At 73.4% G+C, this 25,578-nt stretch carries 21 protein-coding genes, 1 tRNA gene and 1 other RNA gene; 8 read left to right on the top strand and 15 right to left on the bottom strand.

Going from position 1 to position 25,578, the window contains the following annotated elements; genetic code table 11:
* Positions 1-29: 29 nt before the first annotated feature.
* Together ACIQWA_RS31280 and ACIQWA_RS31275 are read right to left on the bottom strand one after the other, a co-directional pair.
* Positions 30-293: a hypothetical protein gene (locus tag ACIQWA_RS31280; RefSeq protein WP_402488042.1), complete on the bottom strand. Its 264-nt coding sequence runs from the start codon at positions 291-293 to the stop codon at positions 30-32.
* A gap of 513 nt (positions 294-806) precedes the next feature.
* Complete coding sequence (locus ACIQWA_RS31275; protein WP_402488040.1) at positions 807-3,689, bottom strand: ATP-binding protein; 2,883 nt, start codon at positions 3,687-3,689, stop codon at positions 807-809.
* Between the two features lie 177 nt (positions 3,690-3,866).
* Between ACIQWA_RS31275 and ACIQWA_RS31270 the strand changes: the two genes are divergently transcribed.
* From ACIQWA_RS31270 to ACIQWA_RS31255, 4 genes are all read left to right on the top strand, one after another.
* Positions 3,867-4,256, top strand: a complete 390-nt coding sequence (locus ACIQWA_RS31270) for a nuclear transport factor 2 family protein (protein ID WP_402488038.1) — start codon at positions 3,867-3,869, stop codon at positions 4,254-4,256.
* A 272-nt stretch (positions 4,257-4,528) separates the two neighbouring features.
* Positions 4,529-5,995, top strand: a complete 1,467-nt coding sequence (locus ACIQWA_RS31265) for an MFS transporter (RefSeq protein ID WP_402488036.1) — start codon at positions 4,529-4,531, stop codon at positions 5,993-5,995.
* Between the two features lie 106 nt (positions 5,996-6,101).
* Positions 6,102-7,952 carry a S9 family peptidase gene (locus ACIQWA_RS31260; RefSeq protein ID WP_402488034.1) on the top strand — a complete coding sequence of 617 codons (1,851 nt, stop codon included), beginning with the start codon at positions 6,102-6,104 and terminating at the stop codon, positions 7,950-7,952.
* Positions 7,949-8,716 carry a hypothetical protein gene (locus tag ACIQWA_RS31255; protein WP_402488032.1) on the top strand — a complete coding sequence of 256 codons (768 nt, stop codon included), beginning with the start codon at positions 7,949-7,951 and terminating at the stop codon, positions 8,714-8,716. Before ACIQWA_RS31260 ends, ACIQWA_RS31255 begins: the two co-directional genes overlap by 4 nt.
* A gap of 8 nt (positions 8,717-8,724) precedes the next feature.
* Here the strand turns inward: ACIQWA_RS31255 and ACIQWA_RS31250 are convergent, their stop codons facing one another.
* The 10 genes from ACIQWA_RS31250 to ffs form a co-directional block, all read right to left on the bottom strand.
* Positions 8,725-9,528 (bottom strand): SURF1 family protein, encoded by an 804-nt coding sequence (locus tag ACIQWA_RS31250; RefSeq protein ID WP_402488030.1) that lies wholly within the window; start codon positions 9,526-9,528, stop codon positions 8,725-8,727.
* A gap of 208 nt (positions 9,529-9,736) precedes the next feature.
* Positions 9,737-10,906, bottom strand: a complete 1,170-nt coding sequence (locus ACIQWA_RS31245; protein ID WP_402488028.1) for a hypothetical protein — start codon at positions 10,904-10,906, stop codon at positions 9,737-9,739.
* On the bottom strand, positions 10,899-11,444 hold the full coding sequence (locus tag ACIQWA_RS31240; RefSeq protein ID WP_254802531.1) for a SigE family RNA polymerase sigma factor: 546 nt from the start codon (positions 11,442-11,444) through the stop codon (positions 10,899-10,901). Before ACIQWA_RS31240 ends, ACIQWA_RS31245 begins: the two co-directional genes overlap by 8 nt.
* A gap of 334 nt (positions 11,445-11,778) precedes the next feature.
* Positions 11,779-12,840, bottom strand: a complete 1,062-nt coding sequence (locus tag ACIQWA_RS31235) for an aspartate-semialdehyde dehydrogenase (protein WP_360227084.1) — start codon at positions 12,838-12,840, stop codon at positions 11,779-11,781.
* Positions 12,841-12,868: 28 nt separating this feature from the next.
* The gene (locus ACIQWA_RS31230; RefSeq protein ID WP_030288196.1) at positions 12,869-14,149 is read right to left on the bottom strand and encodes an aspartate kinase; all 1,281 of its coding nucleotides are present in this window, start codon (positions 14,147-14,149) and stop codon (positions 12,869-12,871) included.
* 405 nt (positions 14,150-14,554) lie between these two features.
* Complete coding sequence (locus ACIQWA_RS31225) at positions 14,555-15,259, bottom strand: DUF5063 domain-containing protein (protein WP_360227087.1); 705 nt, start codon at positions 15,257-15,259, stop codon at positions 14,555-14,557.
* Positions 15,252-15,851, bottom strand: coding sequence for a recombination mediator RecR (recR, locus tag ACIQWA_RS31220; protein ID WP_344345751.1), 600 nt, complete (start codon positions 15,849-15,851; stop codon positions 15,252-15,254). The genes ACIQWA_RS31225 and recR overlap by 8 nt, the downstream gene beginning before the upstream one ends.
* Positions 15,852-16,033: 182 nt before the next feature.
* A complete protein-coding gene (locus ACIQWA_RS31215) occupies positions 16,034-16,375 on the bottom strand; it encodes a YbaB/EbfC family nucleoid-associated protein (protein WP_360227091.1) in 342 nt (113 codons plus the stop codon).
* A gap of 92 nt (positions 16,376-16,467) precedes the next feature.
* The gene (locus tag ACIQWA_RS31210; protein WP_402488025.1) at positions 16,468-18,663 is read right to left on the bottom strand and encodes a DNA polymerase III subunit gamma and tau; all 2,196 of its coding nucleotides are present in this window, start codon (positions 18,661-18,663) and stop codon (positions 16,468-16,470) included.
* 90 nt (positions 18,664-18,753) lie between these two features.
* Positions 18,754-18,844: signal recognition particle sRNA small type (gene ffs / locus ACIQWA_RS31205), an RNA gene on the bottom strand.
* Between the two features lie 111 nt (positions 18,845-18,955).
* On the opposite strand from ffs, the gene ACIQWA_RS31200 reads away from it, so the two are divergent.
* From ACIQWA_RS31200 to ACIQWA_RS31190, 3 genes are all read left to right on the top strand, one after another.
* Positions 18,956-19,043, top strand: a tRNA-Ser gene (locus ACIQWA_RS31200).
* Positions 19,044-19,680: 637 nt separating this feature from the next.
* Positions 19,681-20,301 carry a hypothetical protein gene (locus ACIQWA_RS31195; protein WP_402488023.1) on the top strand — a complete coding sequence of 207 codons (621 nt, stop codon included), beginning with the start codon at positions 19,681-19,683 and terminating at the stop codon, positions 20,299-20,301.
* A 208-nt stretch (positions 20,302-20,509) separates the two neighbouring features.
* Positions 20,510-20,707 (top strand): hypothetical protein, encoded by a 198-nt coding sequence (locus ACIQWA_RS31190; protein WP_402488021.1) that lies wholly within the window; start codon positions 20,510-20,512, stop codon positions 20,705-20,707.
* Between the two features lie 190 nt (positions 20,708-20,897).
* Here ACIQWA_RS31190 and ACIQWA_RS31185 read toward each other — a convergent pair whose 3' ends face one another.
* From ACIQWA_RS31185 to ACIQWA_RS31175, 3 genes are all read right to left on the bottom strand, one after another.
* Complete coding sequence (locus ACIQWA_RS31185; RefSeq protein ID WP_402488019.1) at positions 20,898-22,142, bottom strand: tyrosine-type recombinase/integrase; 1,245 nt, start codon at positions 22,140-22,142, stop codon at positions 20,898-20,900.
* A gap of 8 nt (positions 22,143-22,150) precedes the next feature.
* A complete protein-coding gene (locus ACIQWA_RS31180) occupies positions 22,151-22,453 on the bottom strand; it encodes a helix-turn-helix domain-containing protein (protein ID WP_402488017.1) in 303 nt (100 codons plus the stop codon).
* Positions 22,454-22,788: 335 nt separating this feature from the next.
* Positions 22,789-23,379, bottom strand: coding sequence for a helix-turn-helix domain-containing protein (locus ACIQWA_RS31175; protein WP_402488015.1), 591 nt, complete (start codon positions 23,377-23,379; stop codon positions 22,789-22,791).
* Positions 23,380-23,564: 185 nt separating this feature from the next.
* Between ACIQWA_RS31175 and ACIQWA_RS31170 the strand changes: the two genes are divergently transcribed.
* Positions 23,565-25,118, top strand: a complete 1,554-nt coding sequence (locus tag ACIQWA_RS31170; RefSeq protein WP_402488014.1) for a DnaB-like helicase N-terminal domain-containing protein — start codon at positions 23,565-23,567, stop codon at positions 25,116-25,118.
* Positions 25,119-25,578 lie beyond the last annotated feature (460 nt).

The following is a 25,578-nucleotide window of genomic DNA, read 5'->3' as shown; positions in this document are numbered from 1 at the left end:
GCCGCCGCAGCGCGACGGTGCGCGCCCGCCTAGGGCAAGCATCGTTCAGGCGCCGGCTGCCGGCGGACTACGGCGACGAGGTCGGGACACACGACGGCGTAGGCGAAGCTCCTGACGGGGCCGGTCACGGTCGTCCAGGAGGCGACGGCGAACTCGGCGGCGGTGAGCGGGGCACCGTCGGACTGGAAGCCGTGGGTGAGGTGGGCGGCGAAACGGGAGCGGCCGTCACTCGCTTCCTCCCGGTCGGCCATGTCGTCGACGATGACGAGCGTGCCATCGGTGAGCCGGGGCATGCTGGATTCCTCCGGTCGCTGCGAGGGGATCGAATGGACCCCGCAGCAGCCGCTTTTCCAGCAAGGTCTGCCAGCTGCTGCTGGGCTTTTGCGCTGCTCGGGGAAGTGGTTCTGGCAGAACGGCGGCTCGGTGGGCCGTCGACCGGGGCGCCGCCCCACTCGCCACCGAGCGTCGCAGGGCGCCGGACCACTGATCGTTCTGCCGCGCGGGTCAGGGCGACACAGCTTCGCTGGGCCTTGGTGACCTTGGCGGTGCCGAAGCGCAGCCGATGCCCTGACCTGGGCATTCGTTCGTATGTGCAGGTCGACCACCGCCCGGCCGGGACGAAGAGGCCGTGGGTTCAAATCCCGCCACCCCGACCCAGTACAGAGGGCCCACCGGAGAGATCCGGTGGGCCCTCTGACGTTGTGTCCGGAGGAGCTCCGGAACCCCGCCCGCTGCCCGTGTTCGTCCGGGCCCTGCCGGAGACGGGGCGGCCGGGTCGGGCCGCGACGACTGCTGCAGGTCCTGGGTCAGAGTGTGGTGGGGAGGGCGGTGCGGGAGGTGATGCCGAGTTTGGGGTAGGCCTTGTAGAGGTGGTGGGCGACGGTCCGGGGGCTGAGGAAGAGTTGGGCGGCGATGTCGCGGTTGGTGAGGCCCTGGGCGGCGAGGCGGGCGATCTGGAGTTCCTGAGGGGTCAGGGGGTTCGGGAGGGCCCGGGAGGGCTGGGGTGTGGGGGCCGGGGCGCCGGTGGCGGAGAGTTCGGTGCGGGCGCGGGTGGACCAGGGGTGGGCGGCGAGGCGGTCGAAGACTTCCAGGGCGGCGGTGAGGTGGGGGCGGGCGTCGGTGCGGCGGCGGGTGCGGCGGAGCCATTCGCCGTAGAGCAGGGCGGTGCGGGCCTGTTCGAAGGGGCGGTGGGTGGTGGCGTGCAGGCCGAGGGCGGCGCGGTAGGCGGGTTCGGCGAGTTCGTCGGGGCCGAGCAGGGCCTGGCAGCGCAGGCGTAGTGCCTCGGCCCAGGGGCGGCCGGCGGCGGTGGTCCAGCGGGCGAAGCGTTCGTAGGCCTCGGCGGCGCGGTCCGGGGTGCCGAGGCGGACGGCGGCTTCGACCAGGTCGGGGACGGCGCGGGTGGCACTGACGTGGTGCCGGTGCGGGCCGGTGGTGAGGGCGTGGAGGCGGTCGGCGGCGCCTGCGGCGCGGCCCTGGCCGAGGTCGAGCAGGGCGAGGGCCCAGTGCGCCCAGGGGCGGCCGGCGGCGGGGGCGGCGGTCTGCGGGCCGGTGGTGGCGAGCGCGGTGGTGGCCAGTTCGGTGCAGCGTTCGGTGCGGCCGTCGAGGGCGGCCAGGTAGGCGAGCACGGCGCTGAGTTGGCTGACCCACTGGTGCTGGCCGGTGTCCCGGGCGAGGTCGAGGGCCTCGGTGGCGGTGAGTTCGGCGTCGGCGTGGCGGCCGTGGAAGAGCTCGGCCTCGGCGAGGAAGAACTGCAGGGTGGGCATCACGCCGAGGGCGCCCTTGGCGCGGGCCTCGGCGACGAGTTCGCCGCCGAGGTCGACGGTCTCCTCGTCACGGCCCAGGACGAGGGTGGCGCCGCAGAGTTGGACCAGGTCGGCGGGGCTCTCGGCGCCGGCCCGGCGCGCGGCTTCGACGGCCTCCCGGGCCGGGGGAAGGACGGCGGGTGCCGGTGCCGGGGATGGCGGTACCGGGGATGGCGGTGCCGGGGACGGCGGGGCGGCAGCAGGTCGGCCGAGGGCCGGGAGGACGGCGGCGGGGAGGTAGCGGGCGAGCGGGGCGACGGGGTCGTCGGCGGCGAGTGGAAGGGCGGCGAGCCGGTCGAGCACCTCGGCCACCGGCTCCTCACCCACGTACCAGGCGGCGTGGAAGGCCTGGAACAGCATCCGGGCGGCGTGGGCGGGTTCGACGACCTCGGCGGCGGTTTCGTGGGTGGCCTCGGCGGTGGCGGCCGTTTCGTCGGTGGCGAGCGCGAGGGCGGCGTCCAGCAGCAGCCGGTACGCGGTCGGGTAGGAGCCGCGCCAGAAGTGCGCGGTGGCCCGGACATGGTCCAGCAGGGCGTGCGCGAGGACGCTGTCGGTGCGGGCGGCGGCCTCGTCGGCGAGGGTCTCGGCGCGCGCCAACTCGCCTTCCTCGGTGGCGGCTTCGGCGGCCAGCACGAGGCGGCGGGTGGCCGCGTCGCGGTCGGGGGTGAGCCGGGCGGCGCGTTCGTACGCGGCCGCGCCGCCGTGGCCGCCACGCCGGCCGGTGCGGACGGCGGTGCGTTCCAGCGCGTCGGCAAGGGCGGCGTCGGGGGCGGTGGCGGCGAGGGCGAGGTGCCAGGTGCGGCGGTCGCCGTCCGGGAGCGCCCCGGCGACGGCGCGGTGGACGGTCAGCCGCTGGTGGTGCGGGGCGCGCTGCAGAATCGCGGAGCGCAGCAGCGGGTGGCGGAAGGCGATCCGGCGGTCGGGGGTGACGGTGACCAGGCCGGATTCCTCGGCGGGGGTGAGGTGTTCGGCGCCGACGCCGAGCGCGGCCGCGGCGGGCAGCAGGACGTCCAGTTCGCCGCTCTCCTCGGCGGCGGCGACCAGCAGCAGGGTCTGGGTGGCCGGCGGCAGGCCGGTGACCTGGCCGTGGAAGGCGATCAGCAGGCGGCTGGTGAGCGGCAGCCCGCCCGTGGTGTGCACCTGCGGGCCGGTGGTGACGGGGAGTTCGGTGAGGGCGAGTGGGTTCCCGGCGGCTTCGGCGAGCAGACGGTCGCGGACGGCGGCGGGCAGGTCGGGGCCGGCCCGCTCGGTCAGCAGCCGGGTGGCATCGGCCTCGGCGAGGCCGGTCACCCGCACCTCGGGCAGACCGAGTTGGCGCTCGGCGGAGGCGCCGGGCTCGGTGCGGGCGGCGAGCAGCAGGGCCACCCCTTCGGCCTGGAGGCGACGGGCGGCGAGCAGCAGGGCGTCCAGGGAAGCCCGGTCCAGCCACTGGACGTCGTCGAGCACGCACAGCAGCGGCTGGTCGGCGGCGAGTTCGGCGAGCAGTCCGAGGGTGGCGAGGCCGACCAGCAGCCGGTCGGCGGGGGCAGGGGTGGTGGCAGGGGCGGGGGCAGCGGGCAGTGCCGCGGCCGGGTCTACGGGTGCGTCGCCGAGGCCGAACGCCGCCTCCAGGGCGCGCCGTTGCGGCCCGGGCAGGACGTCCAGCCGGTCCAGGCCGGGGGCCAGCAGCAGGCTCAGCCCGGCGAAGGGCAGTTCGGCCTCGTACTCGACGCCGGCCGCCCGGATCACCCGGAAGGCCGTCCCGGCCCGGGCCACTGCGTCGTCCAGCAGGGCGGTCTTTCCGATGCCCGCCTCGCCACGGAGCAGCAGCGCCCCGGCGCCGCCGTCCCGCGCCCGCGCCAACAGGCCGTCCACGGCGGCCTGTTCGTGTTCCCTCCCGTAGAGCATGCCCCGACCCTACCGAGCCGGCCGCCGACGCTCCGACACAACGGCTACGTAGGGGTGTACGAATACCTACGCACCCCCATGCCTATCCGTGACCGATTCGCCCGCGGCGGCCCGTCCGTACCTTTGTGAGCAGCGGGAACGACCCGCCAACGGCCCACCGGAACACGGGAGATGACCATGCCCGAGATCACCACCGCGATCACCACCGCCGCTCTCCAGCAGCTCGCCGAGCGCTACCTGGCGGTCTGGAACGAGACCGACCCGGCCGCCCGGCGCAAGCTGATCGACGAGGTGTGGGCCGAGGACGGCCGCTACACCGACCCGCTGGCCGCCGTGGCCGGCCGGGACGCGATCGACGCGCTGATCGGCGCGGCCCAGGCCCAGTTCCCGGGGCTGGAGTTCACCCTCGGCCCGGTGGACGCCCACCACGACATCGCCCGGTTCACCTGGAACCTCGGCCCGGCCGGCGCCGAGCCGGTGGTGATCGGCTTCGACGTGCTGGCGGCCACCCCGGAGGGCCGGATCGGCACCGTGCACGGGTTCCTGGACCGCGTGCCGGGCGCCTGAGCCCGGGACGGACGGACGAGCCGGGCGCGAGCGTCCGGGTCGGACGGACGTACGACTCAGACGGACACCGAGCCAGGCGAATGGCCTGGCAGGACGGACGTACGAGCAAGACGTACGTCCGACCCAGACGGACGTTCAACTCATACGTACGTCCGTGCCAGACGCCCGTCCGAATGTCCGGCGGACCGGCCCCAGGGGCGCCGCACCCCCACGGCGGCGCCCCGCCCCGCCCCGCCCCCTGAACGCGGGGCGCCCGCGAGAGGAGACCCGAGTTGGGCACCGCGCTGAAAGCCCCCACCGAAGCCCCCGCCGAAGCCCCCATCCCCGCTGCCCCGGCCACCCCCGCTGCCCCGGCCACCCCGTCAGCCCCGGCCGCATCCGCTCCCCGGGGTCTGCTGCCGGTGATCCTGACCGCCACCTTCATGACCGCCGTCGACACCTTCGTCGTCAACGTCGCGGTCCCCTCCGTCCAGGCCGATCTGGGTGCCGGCCCGGCGGTCGTCCAGTGGGTGGTGGCCGGGTTCGGTCTGGCCCTCGCCGTCGGACTGGTCACCGCCGGCCGGCTCGGCGACCGGTACGGCCGCCGCCGGGTGTTCGCGCTCGGCCTGGCGCTGTTCACCCTCGCCTCGGCGGGCTGCGGCCTCGCCCCCACGGCGGCCGCGCTGGTCGGCGCCCGGGTGGCGCAGGGCCTGGCGGCCGCGCTGATGGGCCCGCAGGTGCTGGCGATCCTGCGGACGGCGTTCAGCGGCGCCGCGCAGGCCCGGGCCTTCGCCCGGTACGGACTGACGATGGGCGTCGGCGCGGTGTTCGGCCAGCTGATCGGCGGGCTGCTGATCCGCGCGGACCTGCTCGGCCTGGGCTGGCGCAGCTGCTTCCTGATCAACCTGCCGATCGGCCTGGCAGCGTTGGCCGCCGTCCGGCGCTGCCTCCCGGAATCGCGGGCGCCGCAGCGGCCGGGCCTGGACCCGGTCGGGGTGGTCCTGGTGACGGTCGGGCTGACCGCCCTGGTGCTGCCGCTGATCCAGGGGCCCGGCCTCGGCTGGCCGCTGTGGACGGTGCTCTGCCTCGGCGCGGCGGTCGCCGTGCTGGTGGCGTTCGCCGTCCACCAGCACCGCAGCACCGGCCGGGGCACCCCACTGGTGGACACCCGGCTGTTCCGCGGCCGCGCCTTCGGCACCGGGCTGCTCGCACAGCTGGTCTTCTGGCTCGGCCAGGCCTCGTTCTTCCTGGTGCTCGCCCTGCACCTGCAGCTGGGCCGCGGGCTGGACGCGCTCGGCGCCGGGCTGGTGTTCACCGCGATCGGCCTCGGCTACCTGCTGACCTCGCACTCCACCCACCGGGTCACCTCGCGCCTCGGCGAGCCGCGCACGATCACCGTCGGCGGGCTGCTGATGGCCGTCGGGCTGGTCCTGCTCGCGCTCGCCGCCGAGGCCGGCGCGGACGGCAGCGTCTGGTGGCTGGCGCCCGGGCTGTTCGTGGACGGCCTCGGCATGGGCCTGGTGATCGCGCCGGTCACCACCGTCGCCCTGGCGGTCGTGGAGCCGGGGCTGGCCGGTGCGGCGGCCGGCGCGGTGGCCACCGTGCAGCAGGTCGGCGGCGCCGTCGGGGTCGCACTGATCGGCCTGGTCTACTACGGCGCCGGCGACCCTACCGCGGCCTTCGTCCGCAGCACCGTGGTGCTCGCGGTGCTGGAGCTGGTGCTGGTGGGCCTGGTCCGGCTGGTGCCGCGCCGTCCGTGAACGCCGTACAAGCACGGCCGGGCGAGCCGCCGGAGGAAGCCGGGCGGGCGGGGCGATCCCCGCCCGCCCGTTCCGTTCCGTCCCCCCGATCGGGTTGGATGGTCGGATGAGCGAGGAGAAGAGCGCGGTACCGGCGTGGGAGCAGCGGTTCAGGGCGGCCCGGGTGTCGCTGCCCGACTGGGCCGAGGAGGCCCCCGACCGGGCGCTGTACGTGTCCAACGCGACCGGCGCCTACGAGGTCTACGCCTGGGACCGTGCCACCGGCACCCACCGCCAGGTCACCGACCGGCCGAACGGCACCACCGACGCCGAGCTGTCCCCGGACGGCGCCTGGATCTGGTGGTTCGACGACCACGACGGTGACGAGTTCGGCGTCTGGCGCCGCCAGCCCTTCGCGGGCGGCCCGGACGAGGAGGCCGTGCCCGGCCTCGCCGCCTCCTACTCGGCCGGCCTGGCGCTGGGCCGGGACGGCACGGTGGTCGTCGGCCGTTCCACCGACGAGGACGGCACCACCCTGCACCTGCGCCGCCCGGGCGCGGCCGAGCCGGTCGAGATCTACCGGCACGAGGAGTACGGCGGCGTCGGCGACCTCAGCCACGACGCCACCCTGCTGGCCATCGACCACACCGAGCACGGCGACGCGATGCACTCCGCCATCCGGGTGGTCCGGCTCACCGGGGACGGCATCGAGACCGTCGCCGAACTGGACGAGGTCACCGGCCGGGACGAGCCGCGCGGCGTCGCCTGCCTGGGCTTCGCCCCGGTCGAGGGCGACACCCGGCTGCTGGTCGCCCACCAGCGCACCGGGCGCTGGGAGCCGATGATCTGGGACGTCGCCACCGGCGCCGAGACCGCCCTCCCGCTCCGCGACGAGCAGGGCCGCGAGCTGCCCGGCGACGTCTCCGCGCAGTGGCGCCCCGGCGCCGCGGCGCTGCTGGTCGAGCACGAGTACGAGGCGCGCAGCGAGCTGTTCACGTACGACCTCGCGGACGGCCGGCTGACCCGCCTGGAGACGCCGCGCGGCACGGTCGGCGGCGCCACCGCCCGCCCGGACGGCACCGTCGAGTACCTGTGGTCCTCGGCCGCCGAGCCCTCCGCCGTCCGCTCCACCGCGGGCACGGTCGTGCTGCGGGCGCCCGGCCCGGTGCCGCCCGGCTCCGTCCCGGTCGAGGACGTCTGGGTGGACGGGCCCGGCGGGCGGGTGCACGCCCTGGTGCAGCGTCCGCGGACGGGGGGCCCGGGGCCGTACCCGACGGTCTTCGAGGTCCACGGCGGCCCGACCCACCACGACAGCGACTCCTTCGCGGCCGGGCCGGCCGCCTGGCTGGACCACGGCTTCGCGGTGGTCCGGGTCAACTACCGCGGCTCGACCGGCTACGGCCAGGCCTGGACGGACGCGCTGCACGAGCGGGTCGGCCTGATCGAGCTGGAGGACATCGCGGCGGTCCGGGAGTGGGCCGTCTCCAGCGGCCTCGCTGACCCGCAGCGGCTGGTGCTCACCGGCGGCAGCTGGGGCGGCTACCTCACCCTGCTCGGCCTGGGCGTGCAGCCCGACAGCTGGTCGCTAGGCGTCGCCGCGGTACCGGTCGCGGACTACCACACCGCGTACGCCGACGAGATGGAGGCGCTCAAGTCGCTCGACCGCACCCTCTTCGGCGGCACCCCCGAGGAGGTGCCCGAGCGCTTCACCGCCTCCTCGCCGCTGACCTACGTCGAGCAGGTGCGGGTGCCGGTGTACATCAGCGCCGGGGTCAACGACCCGCGCTGCCCGATCCGGCAGATCGAGAACTACGTCGAGCGGCTGGAGCAGCTCGACAAGCCGCACGAGGTGTACCGCTACGACGCCGGGCACGGCTCGCTGGTGGTGGAGGAGCGGATCCGGCAGCTGCGGCTGGAGATCGACTTCGTCCGGCGGCACCTCGGGATCCCCGACGGCGGGGCCGGAGCGGCTGGGTGAGACGTCTGCTGACGGTCGCGGGGGCGGCGGTGGCCGGGGTGCTGGTGCTGAGCGGCTGCTCGGGCTCGCACGGGGGCGAGGCAGCCTGCCCGCCCCTTGCCCCGGCTCCGGCCTCGGCCTCGGCCACAGCCACGGCCACGGCCACGCCGGGGGCGGGTGGGTCGTCGACCGCTCCGGCCACGCCCCCGGCACCCGCCGCCGCGCCCTCGGTGCCCGCGCCCAGCGGCTCGGCGACCCGGGCGAGCGCGCCGGTGGCCGGGTCGACGGTCTTCCGGGCGTCCGACGAACGGGGCGCGGAGGAGGACGTGGCCGAGCGCGGCGGGTCGAGCGGGTCCACTGGTTCGCACGGCTCCCGCGGGTCCAGCGGGTCCAGCGGTTCGGGCAGCTCCGGCGGGTCGAGCGGGTCCAGCGGGTCGCACGGCTCCGGCGGGTCGAGCGGCTCCCAGGGCTCGTCCGGTTCGAGCGGCACCAGCGGTTCAAAGGGCAACGGGCGCACCACACACCACCAGATCGACCACTACGGCTCGAACAACGGGTCGGCCGGCCGCGGCCACTGCCGCGGCGGGAGCGCGCCGGTGGACGAGGACACCGCGACGCCGTTCGGCAGCGGAGCCAACGAAGGCAGCGGAGGCAGCTCGTCGACCCCGTCGGGGACCCCGACCGCCCCGGCACCGACCAACCCAGCGGCGCCGACCGCACCACCCAAGCCGACCCCGGCGACCACGCCGGCAACCACCCCGGCCCCCGGCAAGCCGACCCGCTGACCGGCGGCTCAGTCCAGGACCGGGTCCAGCCCGAGGGCCCGGTCCTGCTCCGCCTCCGCCTCCCGGCGCATCAGGCGGAACCACATGAAGACCACGAACCCGCCGAAGACGAACCACTCCAGCGTGTAGCCCAGGTTCTGGAAGGCCCGCAGCGTGAGCCCGTCCCCGCCCTGCGGCTGCACGGTCGGTACGACGGTCAGCCCGGCGGGCACCTGGTCGGCGGAGACCCAGCCGTCGTACCAGCCGTCGTACGCCAGCACGTTCAGCAGCGAGGCCCGGTTGATCATGCCGAGTTGCCCGGCGGGCAGGCCGCCCGCGACCGCGCCGTTGCTGCCGACCGACTCGTTGGCCTGGAGCCGCCCGGTCACCGTGACCGGTCCGGTGGGGGCCGGCTCGGCCGCGTGGGCGGCGCCGGCCGGGTCGGCGGGCGGGTTGCCGGGTGCCCAGCCCCGCACCACGGCGACGGCGTGTCCGTCGGCGGTGCGCAGCGGGGTGAGCACGTAGTAGCCCTGTTTGCCGTCCAACACCCGGTTGGGGACGAGGAGTTGGTGCTCGGTGTCGTACTCCCCGGCGACCGTGACGGGCTTGCCGACGGTCTCCGTGGTCACCTGCGGGCTGGCCGGGCCGAGCAGCGCGTCGATCGGGCGGGCTTCACCCGAAGCGGTGAGCGACTGCTTGGTCTCCTGATGGGTGGAGACGCGGTCCTCGAACCGGCCGAGCTGCCAGGAACCCAGCCAGACGCAGACCGCCACGGCCGCCACGGCCAGGGCGGTGCCGCCCAGCCAGCGCGGAGTCAGGAGGAACCGGTACACACCCCCCACGGTAACCACTCCTCACACCGCGCCGGACCACAGGGTCCGCCCCCGCCCGCCGGATCGGCCCCGGGAACGCCACGCCGACGACGGCCGCGCCCGTCCCGGGAACACCCCATCGACGGCCGTGCCGAGCCCGAGTCGTACGCCGGCGACGGCCCGCGCCGAACCCGAGCCCCACGCCGACGACACCCGCTCCGGCCCCCGGTCAGCCCGCCGCGGGCGTCCCCGAGGGCCGGGCCGCCGACCCGCCGCCGGACGGCTGGACCCCGCCCCGGTAGAGCGTCCCCCCGCACCCGACCGGCAGCGAGACCGTGGCGACCGCCGGGCTGCCGGGGGCCGGGGTGTGGGCGATGGTCGCGGTGGGCGGGGCGCCGGTCGGGTTGCCGCTCGGGGTGGCGGTCGGGCTCGGCGCCGCGGTGGGCCCGGAGGTGGCCGAGGGGCTGGCCTGCGGGTTGGAGCTAGGCGCCACCGAGGCGCCGGTGCCGGAGTTCGGGGCCGCGCCGGAGGAGCCGGCGGGGCCCTGGGTGGTCAGGGCCGCCTGGTTGGTGCCGGAGGTCGGCGCGGTGGTGGCGCCGCCGGAGGAGCCACAGCCCTGGTCCGGGATCCAGGCGAACGGCACCTTGTACCCGGCCTGCGGTGCGAGCAGCGGCGGTTCGGCGTCCATCGCGGGCAGGTTGCCGGCCGGGTCACCGGGGGTGTGGTCGGCGGAGCGGACCCGGGTGCGGTCGGTGCCGTTGACGTCGGTGACGGCCACCGCGCCCGGCCCGCCGAGGCGGCAGCTGCGGCCGGAGACGTTGTACACGGTGAAGGAGCCGTAGATCCGGCCCTGGGTGTCCGCCGGGCCGACCTGGGCGGTGCCCTGGCCGAGGTCGGCACGGGTGCACAGCGGGACGATCCCGCCGTCCCCGGTGCCGGGGGCCCCGGTGGGGGTGGCGGGACCGGTGCGGGTGGCGTCCGCGCCGGGGCTCGGCGAGGCGCTGCCGGAGCCCGTCGGGGAGCTGCTGCCCACCCCGCCGGGGCCGGACCGCGCGCCCCCGCCGGTGGTGCTGCCGCCGACCGCGCTGCCGGTGGGGGCGGCGAGGGTCGCGCCGCCGGTGTTCGCCGAGCCGGGCCCGCCGGACAGGCCGAGGTGGTCGCCCTCGTGCAGGACGGGCAGCGCGATCGCGACCGCCAGGGCCAGCGCCGCCGCGCCCGTCCAGGCCCCGCGCCGGGCGGCCCGCCGCCGGGGTACGGCCTGACGGATCCGCGGCAGGGCGCCGACTCCGGGCTGGATCCGGTCCACCGCGTGGTGCATGAGCTCGCGCAGCGCCCGTTCCTCGACGGAGAGGTCCGGGAGGTGGTCGTCCCCGGGCCGCTGCCGGGCACCGTCAGCCATGGCCGGCCTCCATCTGGGTCCGGAGGGCGGCGAGTCCGCGGGAGCCGTACGCCTTCACCGAACCGAGCGAGATGCCCAGGGTCTCGGCCACCTGCGCCTCCGTCATGTCCACGAAGTAACGCAGCACCAGAACCTCCCGCTGACGGCGTTGCAGACCCTTCAGCGCGGCCTTCAGCTGGTCGCGCTCCAAGGCATCGTAGGCACCTTCTTCTGCACTGGCCATGTCAGGCATCGGCTTGGGCAGCAGTCGCAGGCCGAGGATCCGCCGCCGCAGCGTGGAGCGCGACAGGTTGACCACCGTCTGCCGCAGGTAGGCCAGGGTCTTCTCGGGCTCGCGCACCCTGCGCCGGGCGGCGTGCACCCGGATGAAGGCCTCCTGCACGACGTCCTCACAGGTGGAGAGGTCGTCCAGGAGCAGCGCGGCAAGGCGCAGCAGCGAGCGGTAGTGCGCCTGGTAGGTCTCGGTGAGCAGGTCCTCGCTGGTACCCGCGTCGGTACCCGCGCCGGAGTCCGCCGCACCGGGTGCGGCCGCCGTCATCTGGTCGTCTTCCGGCCTACTCGAAGGCCGCGGGGAACGCGCCGGGAAGGCCACCACGGCTCTCGCCCCGATGCCCGCCCTTGCCCCCACCATCGCGTTCGCCACGCCCGTTGGACACTCGATCCCCTGTCATGGTTGCCCAGCCCGGGGGCCATTCTTCCGCATCGGCGGAAGCGGCCTCCAGGGGATTCCCACGGGATTCCGGACAGATTGTGTCGAGGAGCGGACACAGGTCCGGACGTCCTCGGGCACAAGGGACCCGCAGAACCGGGCCGATGACGGATCCTGAGCCTCCCCCACCGTCAGTTGGGCCTACCCCTGGCCCGTCCCGCCGTCAGTCCGGCGCGACGGTGAGCTCGGCGGCCACCAGCTCGGCGATCTGCACCAGGTTAAGCGCGGCCCCCTTGCGCAGGTTGTCGCCGCACAGGAAGAGGTCGAGCGCGTCCGGCTCGTCCAGCGCCCGGCGCACCCGCCCGACCCAGACCGGGTCGGTGCCGACCGCGTCGTTCGGGGTGGGGAACTCCCCGGCCGCCGGGTCGTCGTAGAGGACCACGCCGGGCGTCTCGCGCAGGATGTCCTGGGCGTGCTCCTGGCTGACCTCGCGTTCGAAGCGGGCGTGCACGGCCAGCGCGTGGGTGCGCACCACCGGGATGCGCACGCAGGTCGCGGAGACCTTGAGCGCGGGCAGGCCGAGGACCTTGCGGGCCTCGTCGCGCAGGCCGAGCTCCTGGGCGGACCAGCCGCCGTCCTGGAGACCGCCGGTCCAGGGCACCGCGTTCAGGGCGAGCGGGGCGGCGAACGGCCCTTCGTCGGCGATCACCGCGCGCAGGTCGCCGGTCTGCCGGCCGACCTCGGTGCCGGCCACCAGGGCGGTCTGCTCGCGCAGCGCCGCGGTGCCGGCCCGGCCCTCGCCGCTGGCGGCCTGGTAGGTGGCCACCACCAGTTGCTCCAGCCCGTACTCGGCGTGCAGCGCGCCGACCGCCGTGACCAGCGCCAGCGTGGGACCGGCCGGACTGGCCACGATCCCGCGCGGACGGATCCGCAGAGCGGCCGCGTTCACCTCGGGGACGACCAGCGGCACGTCCCCGACGGTGCGGAAGGCGGCCGAGTCGTCGACCACCACGACGCCCTTGGCCGCCGCGATCGGCGCCCACTGGGCGGAGACCTCGTCGGGGACGGCGAACACGGCGACGTCGATCCCGGCGAAGGCCTCCTCGGTCAGCGGAACCACCTCGACCGGCACCCCGCGTACGACCGGCGTACGGCCGGCCGAGCGCGGGGAGGCGACGAGTCGGACCTCGCCCCAGACGTCCTGACGGAGCGAGAGCAGGCCGAGCAGCACCTCGCCGACCGCGCCGGTGGCGCCGACGACGGCGAGGTTGGGCCGCCGGGTCACCGCCCGGTGCCCCCGCCCGGCTCCCGGGTCATCGACCGGTGCCGCCGTAGACGACGGCCTCGTCGCTCTCGCTGTCCAGCCCGAAGGCGCTGTGCACGGCGCGGACCGCCTCCGGCACGTCGTCGGCGCGGGTGACCACCGAGATGCGGATCTCCGAGGTGGAGATCAGCTCGATGTTCACGCCCGCGGCGGAGAGCGCCTCGAAGAAGGTCGCGGTGACGCCCGGGTTGGAGCGCATGCCGGCGCCGACCAGCGAGATCTTGCCGATGGCGTCGTCGTAGCGCAGCGACTCGTAGCCGATGCCCTCCTTGACCCGGCCGAGCGCGTCGATGGCCTTCTGGCCCTCGGTCTTCGGCAGGGTGAAGGAGATGTCGGTCAGGCCGGTCGACGCGGCGGAGACGTTCTGCACCACCATGTCGATGTTGACCTCGGCGTCGGCGATGGCGCGGAAGATGCGCGCCGCCTCGCCCGGCTTGTCGGGCACGCCGACGACCGTGACCTTGGCTTCGGAGGTGTCGTGGGCGACTCCGGAGATGATGGCCTGCTCCATCTCGCCCCCTTCGGGCTTGTTCGGGTTGTCGTTGCTGACGATCGTCCCGGGAAGACCCGAGAAGGACGAGCGTACGTGAATCGGGATGTTGTAGCGCCGCGCGTACTCGACACAGCGGTCGAGCAGCACCTTGGAGCCGGACGAGGCCAGCTCCAGCATGTCCTCGTACGCGATCCAGTCGATCTTGCGCGCCTTCTTCACCACGCGCGGGTCGGCGGTGAACACGCCGTCCACGTCGGTGTAGATCTCGCAGACCTCGGCCTTGAGCGCGGCGGCCAGCGCGACGGCGGTGGTGTCCGAGCCGCCACGGCCCAGCGTGGTGATGTCCTTGCTGCTCTGGGACACGCCCTGGAAGCCGGCCACGATCGCGATGTTGCCCTCGTCCAGGGCGGTGCGGATGCGACCCGGCGTCACGTCGATGATGCGCGCCTTGTTGTGGACGGAGTCCGTGATGACACCGGCCTGGCTCCCCGTGAAGGACTGGGCCTCGTGCCCCAGGGATTTGATCGCCATGGCCAGCAGCGCCATGGAGATGCGCTCTCCAGCGGTCAGCAGCATGTCGAACTCACGGCCGGCAGGAAGCGGTGACACCTGCTCCGCGAGTTCGATGAGCTCGTCCGTCGTGTCGCCCATCGCGGACACCACGACGACGACCTCATGGCCGGCCTTCTTGGCGTCAACGATTCGGCGGGCAACGCGCTTGATGCCTTCGGCATCCGCAACGGATGAGCCGCCGTACTTCTGCACGACAAGGCCCACGTGCGCTCCTCGACTAGTGTCGTTTTCCGGGGGCGCCAGGCCCCCGTACCCCCCGGGGGAAAGGGGGGTGCGGTCCGCGCCAGTCTAGCGAGCAGGGGTGCCCTGACCGGCGCTTTCCATATGATGAGACGGCTGTTTCAGCACGTGGGCGGCGGTACGGGCGGTGCCACCGGCAGGTCTGCGGGGCACCGGGCGCCGTTCCGAAGAATCCTCGGACGAATACCGGGTGCCCCGGCCGGATTTCTTTTCCGGGGGGATTGCTGAGGCATTCGTCACAATCACGGATGGGCCGCCGCGACCCCCGGTTACGGCCCGGGTGGGCGGCTCTGGTGCGCGGCTCGGGTGGGCGGCCTTCGCTCGCGGCCTCGTGGCCGACCGCCAGGGACCGCCGACCGCCCGAGCCGCCTACCGGCCGAGGCCGAGCTCGGCCGCCATCAGGTCGCCCGCCTGCTGCTCCAGCTGCTCGTCGGTCAGCCCGTCGTCGTCGGTGTCCGCGCCGTCCGGCGCCGCACCGATCGGGCTGTCCAGCCGGACGTGGGCGATCAGCGACTGCAGCGCCCGCAGCACCGCCGTGCAGGTCGTGCCCCAGTTGGAGAGGTACGAGAACTGCCACCACCACAGCGCCTCGCTGACCCGGCCCTCGCGGTAGTGGGTCAGCCCGTGCTGGAGCTCGCTGACCACGCCGGCCAGGTCGTCCGAGATCCGGAAGGCGTTCGGCTTCTCCGGCGGACCGTACGGGTCGAAGACCTCGTGGTAGACGTCGATCGGCGCGAGCAGCGCGGCGAGGCGCTCGCGCAGCTGCTCGCCGTCCGGCTCCGGCCCGGCGTCGGGCTCGAAGCGGTCCTCGGGGACGACGTCCTCGATCGCGCCCAGCCGGCCGCCGGCCAGCAGCAGCTGTGAGACCTCCAGGAGCAGCAGCGAAACCGCGCTGCCCGGTTCGTCGCCCTTGGCGACCTCGGTGACGGCGAGCACGAAGCTCTCCACCGAGTCGGCGATCTGCACGGCGAAGTCGTCCGGCTCGGAGCCGTGGCCGTGGATGTGCGGGGCGGGCGCCCCGGCCTCCGGCTGCGGGGAGCCGTGGGGCTGCTGGTTGATCGTCCGGTCAGACATCGAGCAGTCGTCTCCCTTCGAAGGCGCGACCGAGGGTGACCTCGTCCGCGTACTCCAGGTCCCCGCCGACGGGCAGTCCGCTCGCCAGCCGGGTCACCTTCAAGCCCATCGGCTTGCAGAGCCGGGCCAGATAGGTGGCGGTCGCCTCCCCCTCCAGGTTGGGGTCGGTGGCCAGGATCAGCTCGGTGACCGTGCCGTCCGCGAGGCGCGCGAGCAGCTCGCGGATGCGCAGGTCGTCCGGGCCGACGCCCTCGATGGGGCTGATCGCGCCGCCCAGCACGTGGTAGCGGCCGCGGAACTCACGGGTGCGCTCGATGGCGACGACGTCCTTGGGCTCCTCGACCACGCAGATGACACCGAGGTCGCGCCGCGGGTCCAGGCAGACCCGGCACTGCTCGGCCTCCGCGACGTTGCCGCAGACCGCGCAGAAGCGGACCTTGTCCTTGACCTCCAGCAGCGCGTGCGCGAGGCGGCGCACGTCGACCGGGTCGGCCTGCAGCACGTGGAAGGCGATCCGCTGGGCGCTCTTGGGCCCGACGCCGGGCAGCCTGCCCAGTTCGTCGATCAGGTCCTGAACCACGCCCTCGTACAACGTCGCGCCTTCCCTCGGATGGTCCGGTGGTGCTCCTGGTCGGAGGTGCCCCGGTGCCATCATCCAACGAATCGGGCGCCGGACACACCGCCCGACGCCCGACTCCCACAGAAATCACATGGGTCCACCGTCTGAACTCCAGACCGTCGACCCCCGTGGCGGGGTCCCTGCCTGGGGTTTCCCTAGAACGGCAGACCGGGGATGCCGCCGCCGCCCAGGCCCTGGGTCAGCGGGCCCATCCGCTCGGCCTGCATCTTCTGGGCCGCCTGGTTGGCGTCCCGCACGGCCGCCAGGACCAGGTCGGCCAGGGTCTCGGTGTCCTCCGGGTCCACGGCGGCCGGGGCGATGGTCAGCGCCACCAGCTCGCCCGAACCCGTCACCGTGGCCTCGACCAGGCCGCCGCCCGCCGTACCGTTCACCTTCGCCTCGGCCAGCTCCTGCTGGGCCTTCGCGAGCTCCTCCTGCATCTTCTGCGCCTGCTTGAGCAGCTGCTGCATGTTGGGCTGACCACCACCGGGGAACACGGCTCACTCCTTGCTGTCACACGGTTCGTCGTTCGTCACGGTCGAGCCTACGGGCCCGGGGCGGCCGCTGTGGCCCCGCTCCCGGGGAGTGCTCAGTTGCCGCGGTGGTGGATCTCCTCCAGCACCGTGGCCCCCAGCTCGCGGATGATCAGCTCCTGGCCGGAGAACGTCTCCTCGTTGAGGTCCGGGTCGTCCTCCTCCGGGATGTCGTCCTCCGGCCGCACCGACTGCACCGGGCGGGCCGGGGACGCCACCGGCGGTGGGGCCTGCACCGGCGCGGGCGCCTGCACCGGCGGCCGGGGCGGCGCCTGGACCGGGACCGGGGCCGGGGCCTGCGCCTGCGGCGGGGCCTGCACGGGGGCGGGAGCGGCCACCGGCGGGGCGGCCGCCGGACGGGCCGGGGCCCCCCAGCCGCCGCCGGCCGGGGTCGGGGCCGCCGGCGGCGCGCCCGCGCCACCGGAGGGGTCGACGATGCACTCGATCCGCCAGTCCACGCCCAGCGCGTCCGACAGCGCCTGGCGCAGCACGTCGTCGCTGTTGCTGCCGACGAAGCTGTCCCGGGCACCGGCATTGATGAACGAGACCTGGAGCACGCTGCCGTCGAACCCGGCCACCTGGCCGTTCTGGCTGAGCAGGATCCAGGTGAAGCGGCGGCGGTTCTTCACCGCCTCCAGGATCTGCGGCCACAGCTGGCGGACCTGCGCGGCACCCTGCTGCGCGGCCGCGGACGGCTGACCGCCGGGGGCGGGGGCGGGGGCCGGCTGGGCCGGGGTTGGGGGCGGGGTCGGGGTCGGCGCGGGCTGCGGGACGGCCTGCGGCTGCGGCGCGGGGGTGGCAGGGGTGGCGGGAGCAGCGGCGGGGGCCGGTGCGCCGCCGCCGGGCGGGAAGCTGCGCGCGATCGGCCAGGCGCCCGGGGCGGGCCCGGCCGGGGCCGGGGGCTGCACGGGGGCGGGGGCCGGGGCCGCCGCGACGGGCGCGGCCACCTCGACCGGCGGGGCCGCCTGCGGGGCCACCGGGGCGGCCACGGGCGCCGGCGCCGGTGCCGGTGCCGGTGCCGGTGCCGGTGCCGGTGCCGTCCCGGCCATCGGTGCCATCAGCGCCATCCCGGCCTGCGGCGCGAAACCGCCCGCCGCGGCCCGGCGCTCCAGCTTGTCCAGCCGCGCCTGCAACGACAGCTCGTCGCTGTACGCGCCCGGCAGCATCACCCGGGCGCAGATCAGCTCCAGCTGGAGCCGGGGCGCCGCATTGCCGCGCATCTCGGTCAGCCCGGTGTTGACGATGTCCGCGGCCCGGCTCAGCTCGGCCGCGCCGAAGGCGTCCGCCTGCGCCTGCATCACCGCGACCCGGTCCGCCGGGGCGTCGATCAGCCCCTTCTCCCCGGCCTCCGGCACGGTGGCGAGGATCACCAGGTCGCGCAGCCGCTCCAGCAGGTCGGTGACGAAGCGGCGCGGGTCGTGCCCGCCCTCGACCACCCGGTCGATCACCTGGAACACCGTCGCGCCGTCCTGCGCCGCGAAGGCGTCCACCACCTCGTCCAGCAGCGCCGAGTCGGTGTACCCGAGCAGCGCCGTCGCCATCTGGTAGGTCACGCCGCCCTCGGCGGCACCGGCCAGCAGCTGGTCCATCACCGACATCGAGTCCCGGACCGAGCCCGCACCGGACCGTACGACCAGCGGGAACACCGAGTCCTCGACCTGGATGCCCTCGCGGCCGCAGACGTCCGCCAGGTAGTCGCGCAGGGTGCCGGGCGGGACCAGCCGGAACGGGTAGTGGTGGGTGCGGGACCGGATCGTCCCGATCACCTTCTCCGGCTCGGTGGTCGCGAAGATGAACTTGAGGTGCTCCGGCGGCTCCTCGACCACCTTGAGCAGCGCGTTGAACCCGGCCGAGGTCACCATGTGCGCCTCGTCCAGGATGAAGATCTTGTACCGGCTGTGCACCGGCGCGAAGAAGGCCCGCTCGCGCAGCTCACGCGCGTCGTCCACACCACCGTGCGAGGCGGCGTCGATCTCGATCACGTCGATGGAGCCGGGCCCGCCGGTCGCGAGGTCCCGACAGGACTGGCACTCCCCGCAGGGCGTCGGCGTCGGCCCCTGTTCGCAGTTCAGGCAACGGGCCAGGATGCGCGCGCTCGTCGTCTTGCCACAGCCGCGCGGCCCGCTGAACAGGTACGCGTGGTTGACCCTGTTGTTGCGCAGGGCCTGCTGGAGCGGAGCGGTCACGTGCTCCTGCCCGATGACCTCCGCGAAGGTCTCGGGGCGGTAGCGGCGGTACAGGGCTAGGGACACACCACCGACGATATCGGGACGGACGGACAAACGCGTCGCCCCTTCACCCCGGCCCCACTCTCCCCACGGCCCGCACGCCCCCGGGAACGCAAAGACCCCTCGTGCACCCGCCAGAGCCCTCCTACCCTTGCTGCCTTCCGGCCCTGGGGGGGTTCAGAGAGATGACGCCACACGAGGGGCTGACCCCCACACTACCGGATCCCAGGCCCGACGATCCACAGGCCACCCCCACCCCTCGGCCTGCGGGATAGCTGGTCGCGAGCACCCCGAAACATGTACTAAGCTCTCCCACGGAGGATTCGCCTAGAGGCCTAGGGCGCACGCTTGGAAAGCGTGTTGGGGGCAACCCCTCACGAGTTCGAATCTCGTATCCTCCGCCATGGCTGACCAGCCATAACGAAGGCCCCGACTGCACAGCAGTCGGGGCCTTCGTCGTCCTGTGGTCTCATTTTTGGTCTCAGTTGCGATTTCGGGCCCGGCCAGCCGCCCTTTACTGGTGTTCTCGAGTCTCACCAGCAGTGCTCTCCTGAGAGCCGGCCGCCAGCATCACGAGGACTGCCGAGTGCAGCAGCACAGCCCGCCCTTCGGCAACGCAGAGTGCTGCCTGCTCTCCCCCGCCCAGAGGCTGAATAGGGGCACGCGTCACCCGTCGACCCCGATGCCCTTCGTAGCGCTCCGGGTCGGCATTGATCCACCCCGGCGCGGACACAGGTCGCCCTGTTCGGATGAGACCGCCGCAGGCCTCCGGCTACCGTGACAACGGAAGCCGCTGGGAGGGAGGCATAGGTGGCAAGAGTGGCGCGCACGCTATGCGGGGGATGCAACCAGGACGTATCGGTGGCCCCTGACGGCACAGGGAATTTCACGATCGTTTATCACGAGGCTCCGGGAGCGGAATCTCTGTGCTCGGGAAGCGGGTCGCTGGTCTCTGCAGGTGCTGTGACGGACCCAGAGCAGAGCCGGACAGCGCGACCATACCCGCGCATCCTTTGCGAGACATGCGGGCGCGAGGTGGCTGTGCGGCCAATCGGCACCCATGGATCGGGCTGGCGCACCATCGGCCTCCGCCTGCCCGGGGTCTGGGCTTTCGTCACCCATGGACCAAGGCCCCGCCACCCCGCCGGCTCTGATCGCGCCCCGATCTGTGCGGGCTCCGGAAAGCTAGTCGTCCCGGAGGCTGAGCGGGTACGGACAGAGACCCACATCCGCGAGGCGCTGGCCAACATCGGCGAGCAGCACACGCTCAGCAGGAACGCAGACCGAGAAGACCTGGACGAGCACCGCGAGTTGGTCCGTCTCGCGGCGGCCAGCGGCATCTCCTTCTCGGTAATCGTGAAGGAGACCGGGTACGGGCTCAGCACGGTGGAAAAGTGGGCGAGGTACCGCCGACGGAACGCCCCCACGATCACCGACCTCGCATCCCCGCTGGGAGCACTCCGACTGATCGGCCGCCGCCGGAAGGCATCCGCCACCGGTGGACGCAACACCGCTCAGCGCGCGGCGAGGGCCGCGATCCTGGGACGCCTCGTGGGCATCACTTCCAAGGAGTTCGCCGCGGCGACCGGCTACGGCCCAGGAACCGTCGAACACTGGTACGCGCAACAGGATTGGGGCACCATCAGCCCACCGAGGGTCTAAGTGATTCACATCACACTTTCGCGGCGGGAGTAGGTCGCCGACAGCCCAAAACCCTCGCGCGTGACGCGCGCGTCGCGCGTGCACGCGCGTAACGCGCGAGAGAAACACTTCGCCGACCGACCGCAAGCGCGCTGCGCCCGGTCGGCGCTACCGTCGTTGAACCCGCACTCGCGGGGATCAACCACCCACACTCATATGGGGATTCACCATGCGCGTGTTCGTGCTGCTCACCCTCGCCCCGTACGCCACCGTCCGCGTCATCACCGGCCCCATCGCCATCCCGGCACCTGACCCCTGGGGCCGCTGGCGCCGCTGGGTCGACGTGGCGGCCGTCGCGCTGGCGACCGGCAGTGTGACCTCCCTTGGCGAGTACGTCGGGCGAGTGCTGGCCCACGCCCTCGGCTGAGCCCCAGGTCCGCAGGGCGGGTTTCGCGAGCTCAACCCGCCCGACTGCCAGGGGCGCCTGCCACGGCTGGCCCAACCGCCGCCGAGGCCGCGCCGCGCCCGGCTCTGCGGGCCGAGGCCACCCAGGACCTGATCGCGGATGGCTCCGACGGCGTCGCAGTCGGAGCCATCGGCTCGACCTGAGCTTCCGCTCAGGCGGCATCCTCGCCTGGCTCGCGATGCTCAATGTCCGCTCCGCCCCAGAGCAGGCCGCCGATCTTCTTGCCGACGTCGTTCAGCATCGGTTCGGTGACGTGCTGGTAGCGCTGGGCCATCGAGGTCGAGGACCAGCCCATGATCGCCATGACGATCCGCTCCGGCACGCCGAGCAGGAGGAGGACGGTCGAGGCGGTGTGGCGGGCGTCGTGGAGGCGGCCGTCCCGGATGCCGGCCTCGCGCAGGAGCCGCTTCCAGTGGTGGTAGTCGGTGCTGGGGTTGATCGGCGCTCCGGTCTCCGAAGTGAAGACATAGCCCTTGTCCGTCCAGAGGTCCCGAGCGAGGGCCCGCTCGCGATCCTGCTCCTCCTTGTGCTGCCGGAGGATCACGACGAGCTGCTCGGGCAGCGGCACCGCGCGGCGCCCGGCGCGGGACTTGGTGTCCTTGGTCTCGCGTCGGATCGGCTCCCTCTGTGGGCAGAAGCCGGGCTTCCTGCCGCAGCGGTCGCCGCAGCCGTGCCGGTACTTGGGCCGCAGCCGGCCGCGCTTCACCCAGGCGACGCCTCGGGCGAAGTCGACGTCCTTCCACTGGAGCCCGAGCACCTCGCCCTGACGCAGCCCGAGGGCGAGCGCGAAGATCCAGCGGGCGGAGTTGCGGCGCTGGCGCGCCGTGTCCATGAGCGCCTGGACCTCCTCGATCTCGAACGGCTCTACCTCCTCCTCTTCGAGCTTCGGGGCCTTGGCGATCGCGGCCACGTTGCGGGTGAGGTGACCGCGCCGCAGAGCCTCGCCGAGGGCGACACGGATGGTGCGGTGGGCCTGGTGTGCGGTTCCGGCGGCGCTGCCAGCGGCCTGCATCTTCTTGTAGAAGCGCTCCAGGTGCTCGGGTTCCAGCTTCTCCAGGCGGTGCGCGCCCAGGCCGGGAACGAGATGCACGCGGACAGCCACCTCGTATCCGGCATAGGTGTTCTCGCCGACGGCGCCGGGGACGATCTCCTTGATCCAATGGGTCAGCCACTTGGCGACCGTCCACTTCTGGCCGGCCTTGGGCACGGCGCCATCGTCGCGCAGCTTCTCCAGCTTGCGGACCTTGGTCGTGACCGCGGGTCGGGTCTTGGCGCTGACGTGGCGACGGTCGGGGGTGCCGTCGTCCTTGACCCCGACGGTGACGCGGCCGTGCCAGCGGCCGTCGCTGCCCTCGTAGATCGAGGAGTCGCCGTTGGGCTTGCGGGTCTTCGACATCGGTCCCCTCAGGCCGCGAGCGCGACGGTCGGAGCGGTGGCCTGTGCCCGGGCGGCCACGTACTCCTTGAGCGCCTCGGCGGGCACTCGGCGGAGACGGCCGATCGTCATGGACGGGACTTCGCCGGAGGCGACCAGGGCGTACATCGTCGTCCGGCCGACGCCGAGGCGGCGAGCGGCCTCTTCGACAGTGAGGGCGACGAGCGTGGGGTCCGCCGCACCGCCCTGATCTGCGATCAGGCGCAGGAGGACAGGTTCTGTGGTGCCGAGGGCGTGGGCCACTCGGGCAAGCTCCAACGGCGTTTCGGACATGCGTGTCCTATCCCAGCGGCGCTTTCGGCTATGCGCCGCCGTTGTCGATGTTCCAGGGATGGGCGATTCGGTTGTACGGGTCCGCGTTGTGACCTCCGGCGTTCGTAGCGCCGAGGGGTTGCGGAAGGCATGGCTGGTCGAAGCTCCATGGGCTGGCAAGGCCCGTGGTCCGACTGGCGGGAGGGGACGTTAGCGGTTGATTCCGGCCGCACCAAACCACCGGACATCCAGCATGATGCCGGTCGTCATCGGATCAGCGGCAGGAGCGGCGTGCAGACCCAGCACCATGCAGCAGGTGCCCCTGGGCGGCCAGGGCCGCACTCAGGATCGACGAGTTACGTCGCGACTCCTGGATCGGCGAGACCTTGAGCCTCGGACGAGCCAGGAGGAAGGCTCTGCAAGCCGTAGTCGCCGCCAGCCTCGTCAGCGACGACCCGGGTGATCATCGCGCTGATGAGTTCGGCGAGGTTCGGGTGGGCGGCGCCATAGGCATCGAGCGCGTCGCGGGCGCGGTCCATCTCCTTGCGGGCGGCGACGGCCTTCTGCCAGCTCTCAGCGAACTCCGCCAGCAGCCGCTTCACGTGGGCATCGGCGGCGATCTCGGGCGGTCCGACCAGGTTGTCCAGGGAGATGTCGAAGACCTTGGCGAAGCCGATGGCCTCGTCCAGGTTCACCCTGCGACGCGGTTCACCGCTCTCGATGCGCCACACCGCCGACTGGTTGAGCGGATAGCCGGCCTCGGTCAGGCGCTCGGCAAGCGTGGCGGTACTCCACCCGCGCGCCTCGCGCTCCATCTTGATGCGCCGAGCGACGTTCTCCTCCCCTTCCAGCCGCTGTCTTGAATCCGCACCACCCACGGTCAACCCTCCATGCATCGTCGTTAACCCCATTTGCAATGCGCCGAGCACGACGTTAACGTGATGCAAGATGAAACGCAACTAAGCCGAACCGCATCGAGCCGGGCCAGCCACCCGGCGTCGCGACACACAAAGGCCCCCGGCGCTACGAACGCCGAGGGCCGAAGCAGAACCTCGAAAACCGCCCATCCCTGGAACAGTCGACAACGGAGGAACCGGGTAGCCGCCCAGCGCCTCCGAGTGAGGACACCGCTGTGGACAAGCCTACGGCCCCGCCGTCAAAGCCGTCATCCCACGACGACCAGCGGCAGAGCGACGCGTCGAATGCTCACGCCGACCGCCCCTCCGGGGAGCCGCCGCACAACATCGATGCCGAGCAGGCGGTCCTCGGCGCCTGCATGGTGAACCACCAGGCGGTGGAGAAGGTCCGCAGCACGTTGGACGCACGCGACTTCTACCGGCCCGCTCACGAGACCATCTGGCGCGCGATCCTCGCGCTGCGCGCCGAGGACGCGCCCACCGACCCCATCGCCCTCACCGATCACCTGCAGTGCGCGGGAGATCTCTCCCGCGTCGGAGGCTCGTCCTACCTCCACACGCTGGTCGCCGTCGCGCCGCCCTCGACGGACAACGCCGACTACTACGCGCAGATCGTGCGCCGAGCCGCCCAGCTGCGGACTCTGCATGCCACCGGTATCCGCACCGTCCAGCACGCGCTGGCTCCGGGCGCCGACCCGGACGAGATCCGTACGGCTGTCGAGACCGAGATCCGTGCCGAGCGCGAACGCGCGCTGGCCTCCGGCAGCAGCCGTCTGTCCCGCTACATCGTCAACGGCTGGGACTTCGTCACCAAGACCGGCGCGGACAAGGAACCGTTGTGGGGCACCCGGGAGCAGACCGCCTGGGCCTCCGGCGAGAGCCTGATGATCGTCGGCGCGCCGGGCGTCGGCAAGACCACCATCGCCCACCAGGTCGTCCTCGCCCGCCTCGGTCTCCAGGCCGCCGTCCTCGACCTCCCCGTCGCGGAGGGAGAACGCGTCCTCTACCTCGCCATGGACCGCCCCCAGCAGATCGCCCGAGCCATGGCCCGCCGCATCATGCCTGCCGACGAGGCCCACCTGCGCGACCGCCTCGCCGTCTGGCAGGGACCGCTCCCCGCCACCCTCGACAAGGAACCCGACCTCCTCGCCGAACTCGCCGCCGCCCACCGCGCGGACACCATCGTCATCGACAGCCTCAAGGACGCGGTCAGTACCCTCGTGGACGACTCCCTCGCCGTCGCCTTCAACAACGCCCGCATGCGGGCCCTGCGCGCCGGCGTCGAGATCATGGAGCTCCACCACCAGCGCAAGGCCACCGCCGACGCGCCACGCGGCCAGCGTCCCACCCTGGACCGGGTGTACGGCTCGACCTGGCTGACCGCCGGAGCGGGCAGTGTCCTGTTCATCGCCGGAGAAGCCAGCGACCCGGCGGTCACCATTCACCACCTCAAGACCGTGACCGGTGAGATCGGCCCGCTGCCGGTCGTCCATGATCACCAGCGCGGAACGACTTACGTCGAGCCGACCCTGGACCCGGTCACTCTCCTGCGCGCCGCCGCGGACGGTCTGACCGCTCGTGACCTGGCGACCGCCCTGACCGGCGAAGCCAACCCCGACCGCGCCGACATCGAGAAGGCCCGCCGCCATCTTGACCGCCTGGTCAAGAGCGGGCTGGCGGCGAAGGCCGAAGGGGCCGCTGGTGGTGTCGGGGGCGGCCAGCAGGCCCGCTACCGACCCTCCGCCCGACACATCACGGCGGTCTCCTGACCGCCACCTCGACCGGAGTGACCGGGACAGCGCGAGTGACCGCGTCCCCGGTCAGTCCGTCGTTCTGACCGACCGCAGTGACCGACTTCCCGGTCACTGCGGTCACGCCGGCCGACCGGGGTGACCGCACGAGCCAGCGGACAGCACCGACCGTTGTGCCCGGCCACCGGTGAACGGGCAAACCATCGCCGCCACCAGACGCCGCCGGGCGTGGACCGTGCACGGGACCGTCCACGCCCGTCTCCCGCGCAGAGCCCCGCGAAAGCCGTTCACACCGTCCACGCTCGGCGAAGAAACCGCAGGTAGAGCGATCACGGAGGCGCACACGCCGTCCACGCAACCCAGCGTTCACGCGCGAGCCCCCCTCTAGATGAATGATGCGAAGGGTTAGTGGTCGTAGGCGGTCAGCGAGCGCATGACGGGCTGGCCGGTGTGGTCGTTGTGCCAGATCGCGCAGGTC

This window comes from Kitasatospora sp. NPDC098652, from assembly GCF_044760155.1.
In the GTDB taxonomy this organism is placed as follows: Bacteria; Actinomycetota; Actinomycetes; order Streptomycetales; family Streptomycetaceae; genus Kitasatospora.
This window is presented reverse-complemented; position numbering and strand designations above follow the sequence as displayed.

Excerpts from the sequence above, each read along its gene's own strand:
- ACIQWA_RS31280 (WP_402488042.1), bottom strand. The coding sequence starts at position 293 with ATGCCCCGGCTCACCGATGGCACGCTCGTCATCGTCGACGACATGGCC.
- ACIQWA_RS31185 (WP_402488019.1), bottom strand. The coding sequence starts at position 22,142 with ATGTCGAAGACCCGCAAGCCCAACGGCGACTCCTCGATCTACGAGGGC.
- ACIQWA_RS31225 (WP_360227087.1), bottom strand. The coding sequence starts at position 15,259 with ATGTCTGACCGGACGATCAACCAGCAGCCCCACGGCTCCCCGCAGCCG.
- ACIQWA_RS31245 (WP_402488028.1), bottom strand. The coding sequence starts at position 10,906 with ATGGCTGACGGTGCCCGGCAGCGGCCCGGGGACGACCACCTCCCGGAC.
- ACIQWA_RS31190 (WP_402488021.1), top strand. The coding sequence starts at position 20,510 with ATGCGCGTGTTCGTGCTGCTCACCCTCGCCCCGTACGCCACCGTCCGC.
- ACIQWA_RS31240 (WP_254802531.1), bottom strand. The coding sequence starts at position 11,444 with ATGACGGCGGCCGCACCCGGTGCGGCGGACTCCGGCGCGGGTACCGAC.
- ACIQWA_RS31270 (WP_402488038.1), top strand. The coding sequence starts at position 3,867 with ATGCCCGAGATCACCACCGCGATCACCACCGCCGCTCTCCAGCAGCTC.
- ACIQWA_RS31260 (WP_402488034.1), top strand. The coding sequence starts at position 6,102 with ATGAGCGAGGAGAAGAGCGCGGTACCGGCGTGGGAGCAGCGGTTCAGG.
- ACIQWA_RS31180 (WP_402488017.1), bottom strand. The coding sequence starts at position 22,453 with ATGTCCGAAACGCCGTTGGAGCTTGCCCGAGTGGCCCACGCCCTCGGC.
- ACIQWA_RS31275 (WP_402488040.1), bottom strand. The coding sequence starts at position 3,689 with ATGCTCTACGGGAGGGAACACGAACAGGCCGCCGTGGACGGCCTGTTG.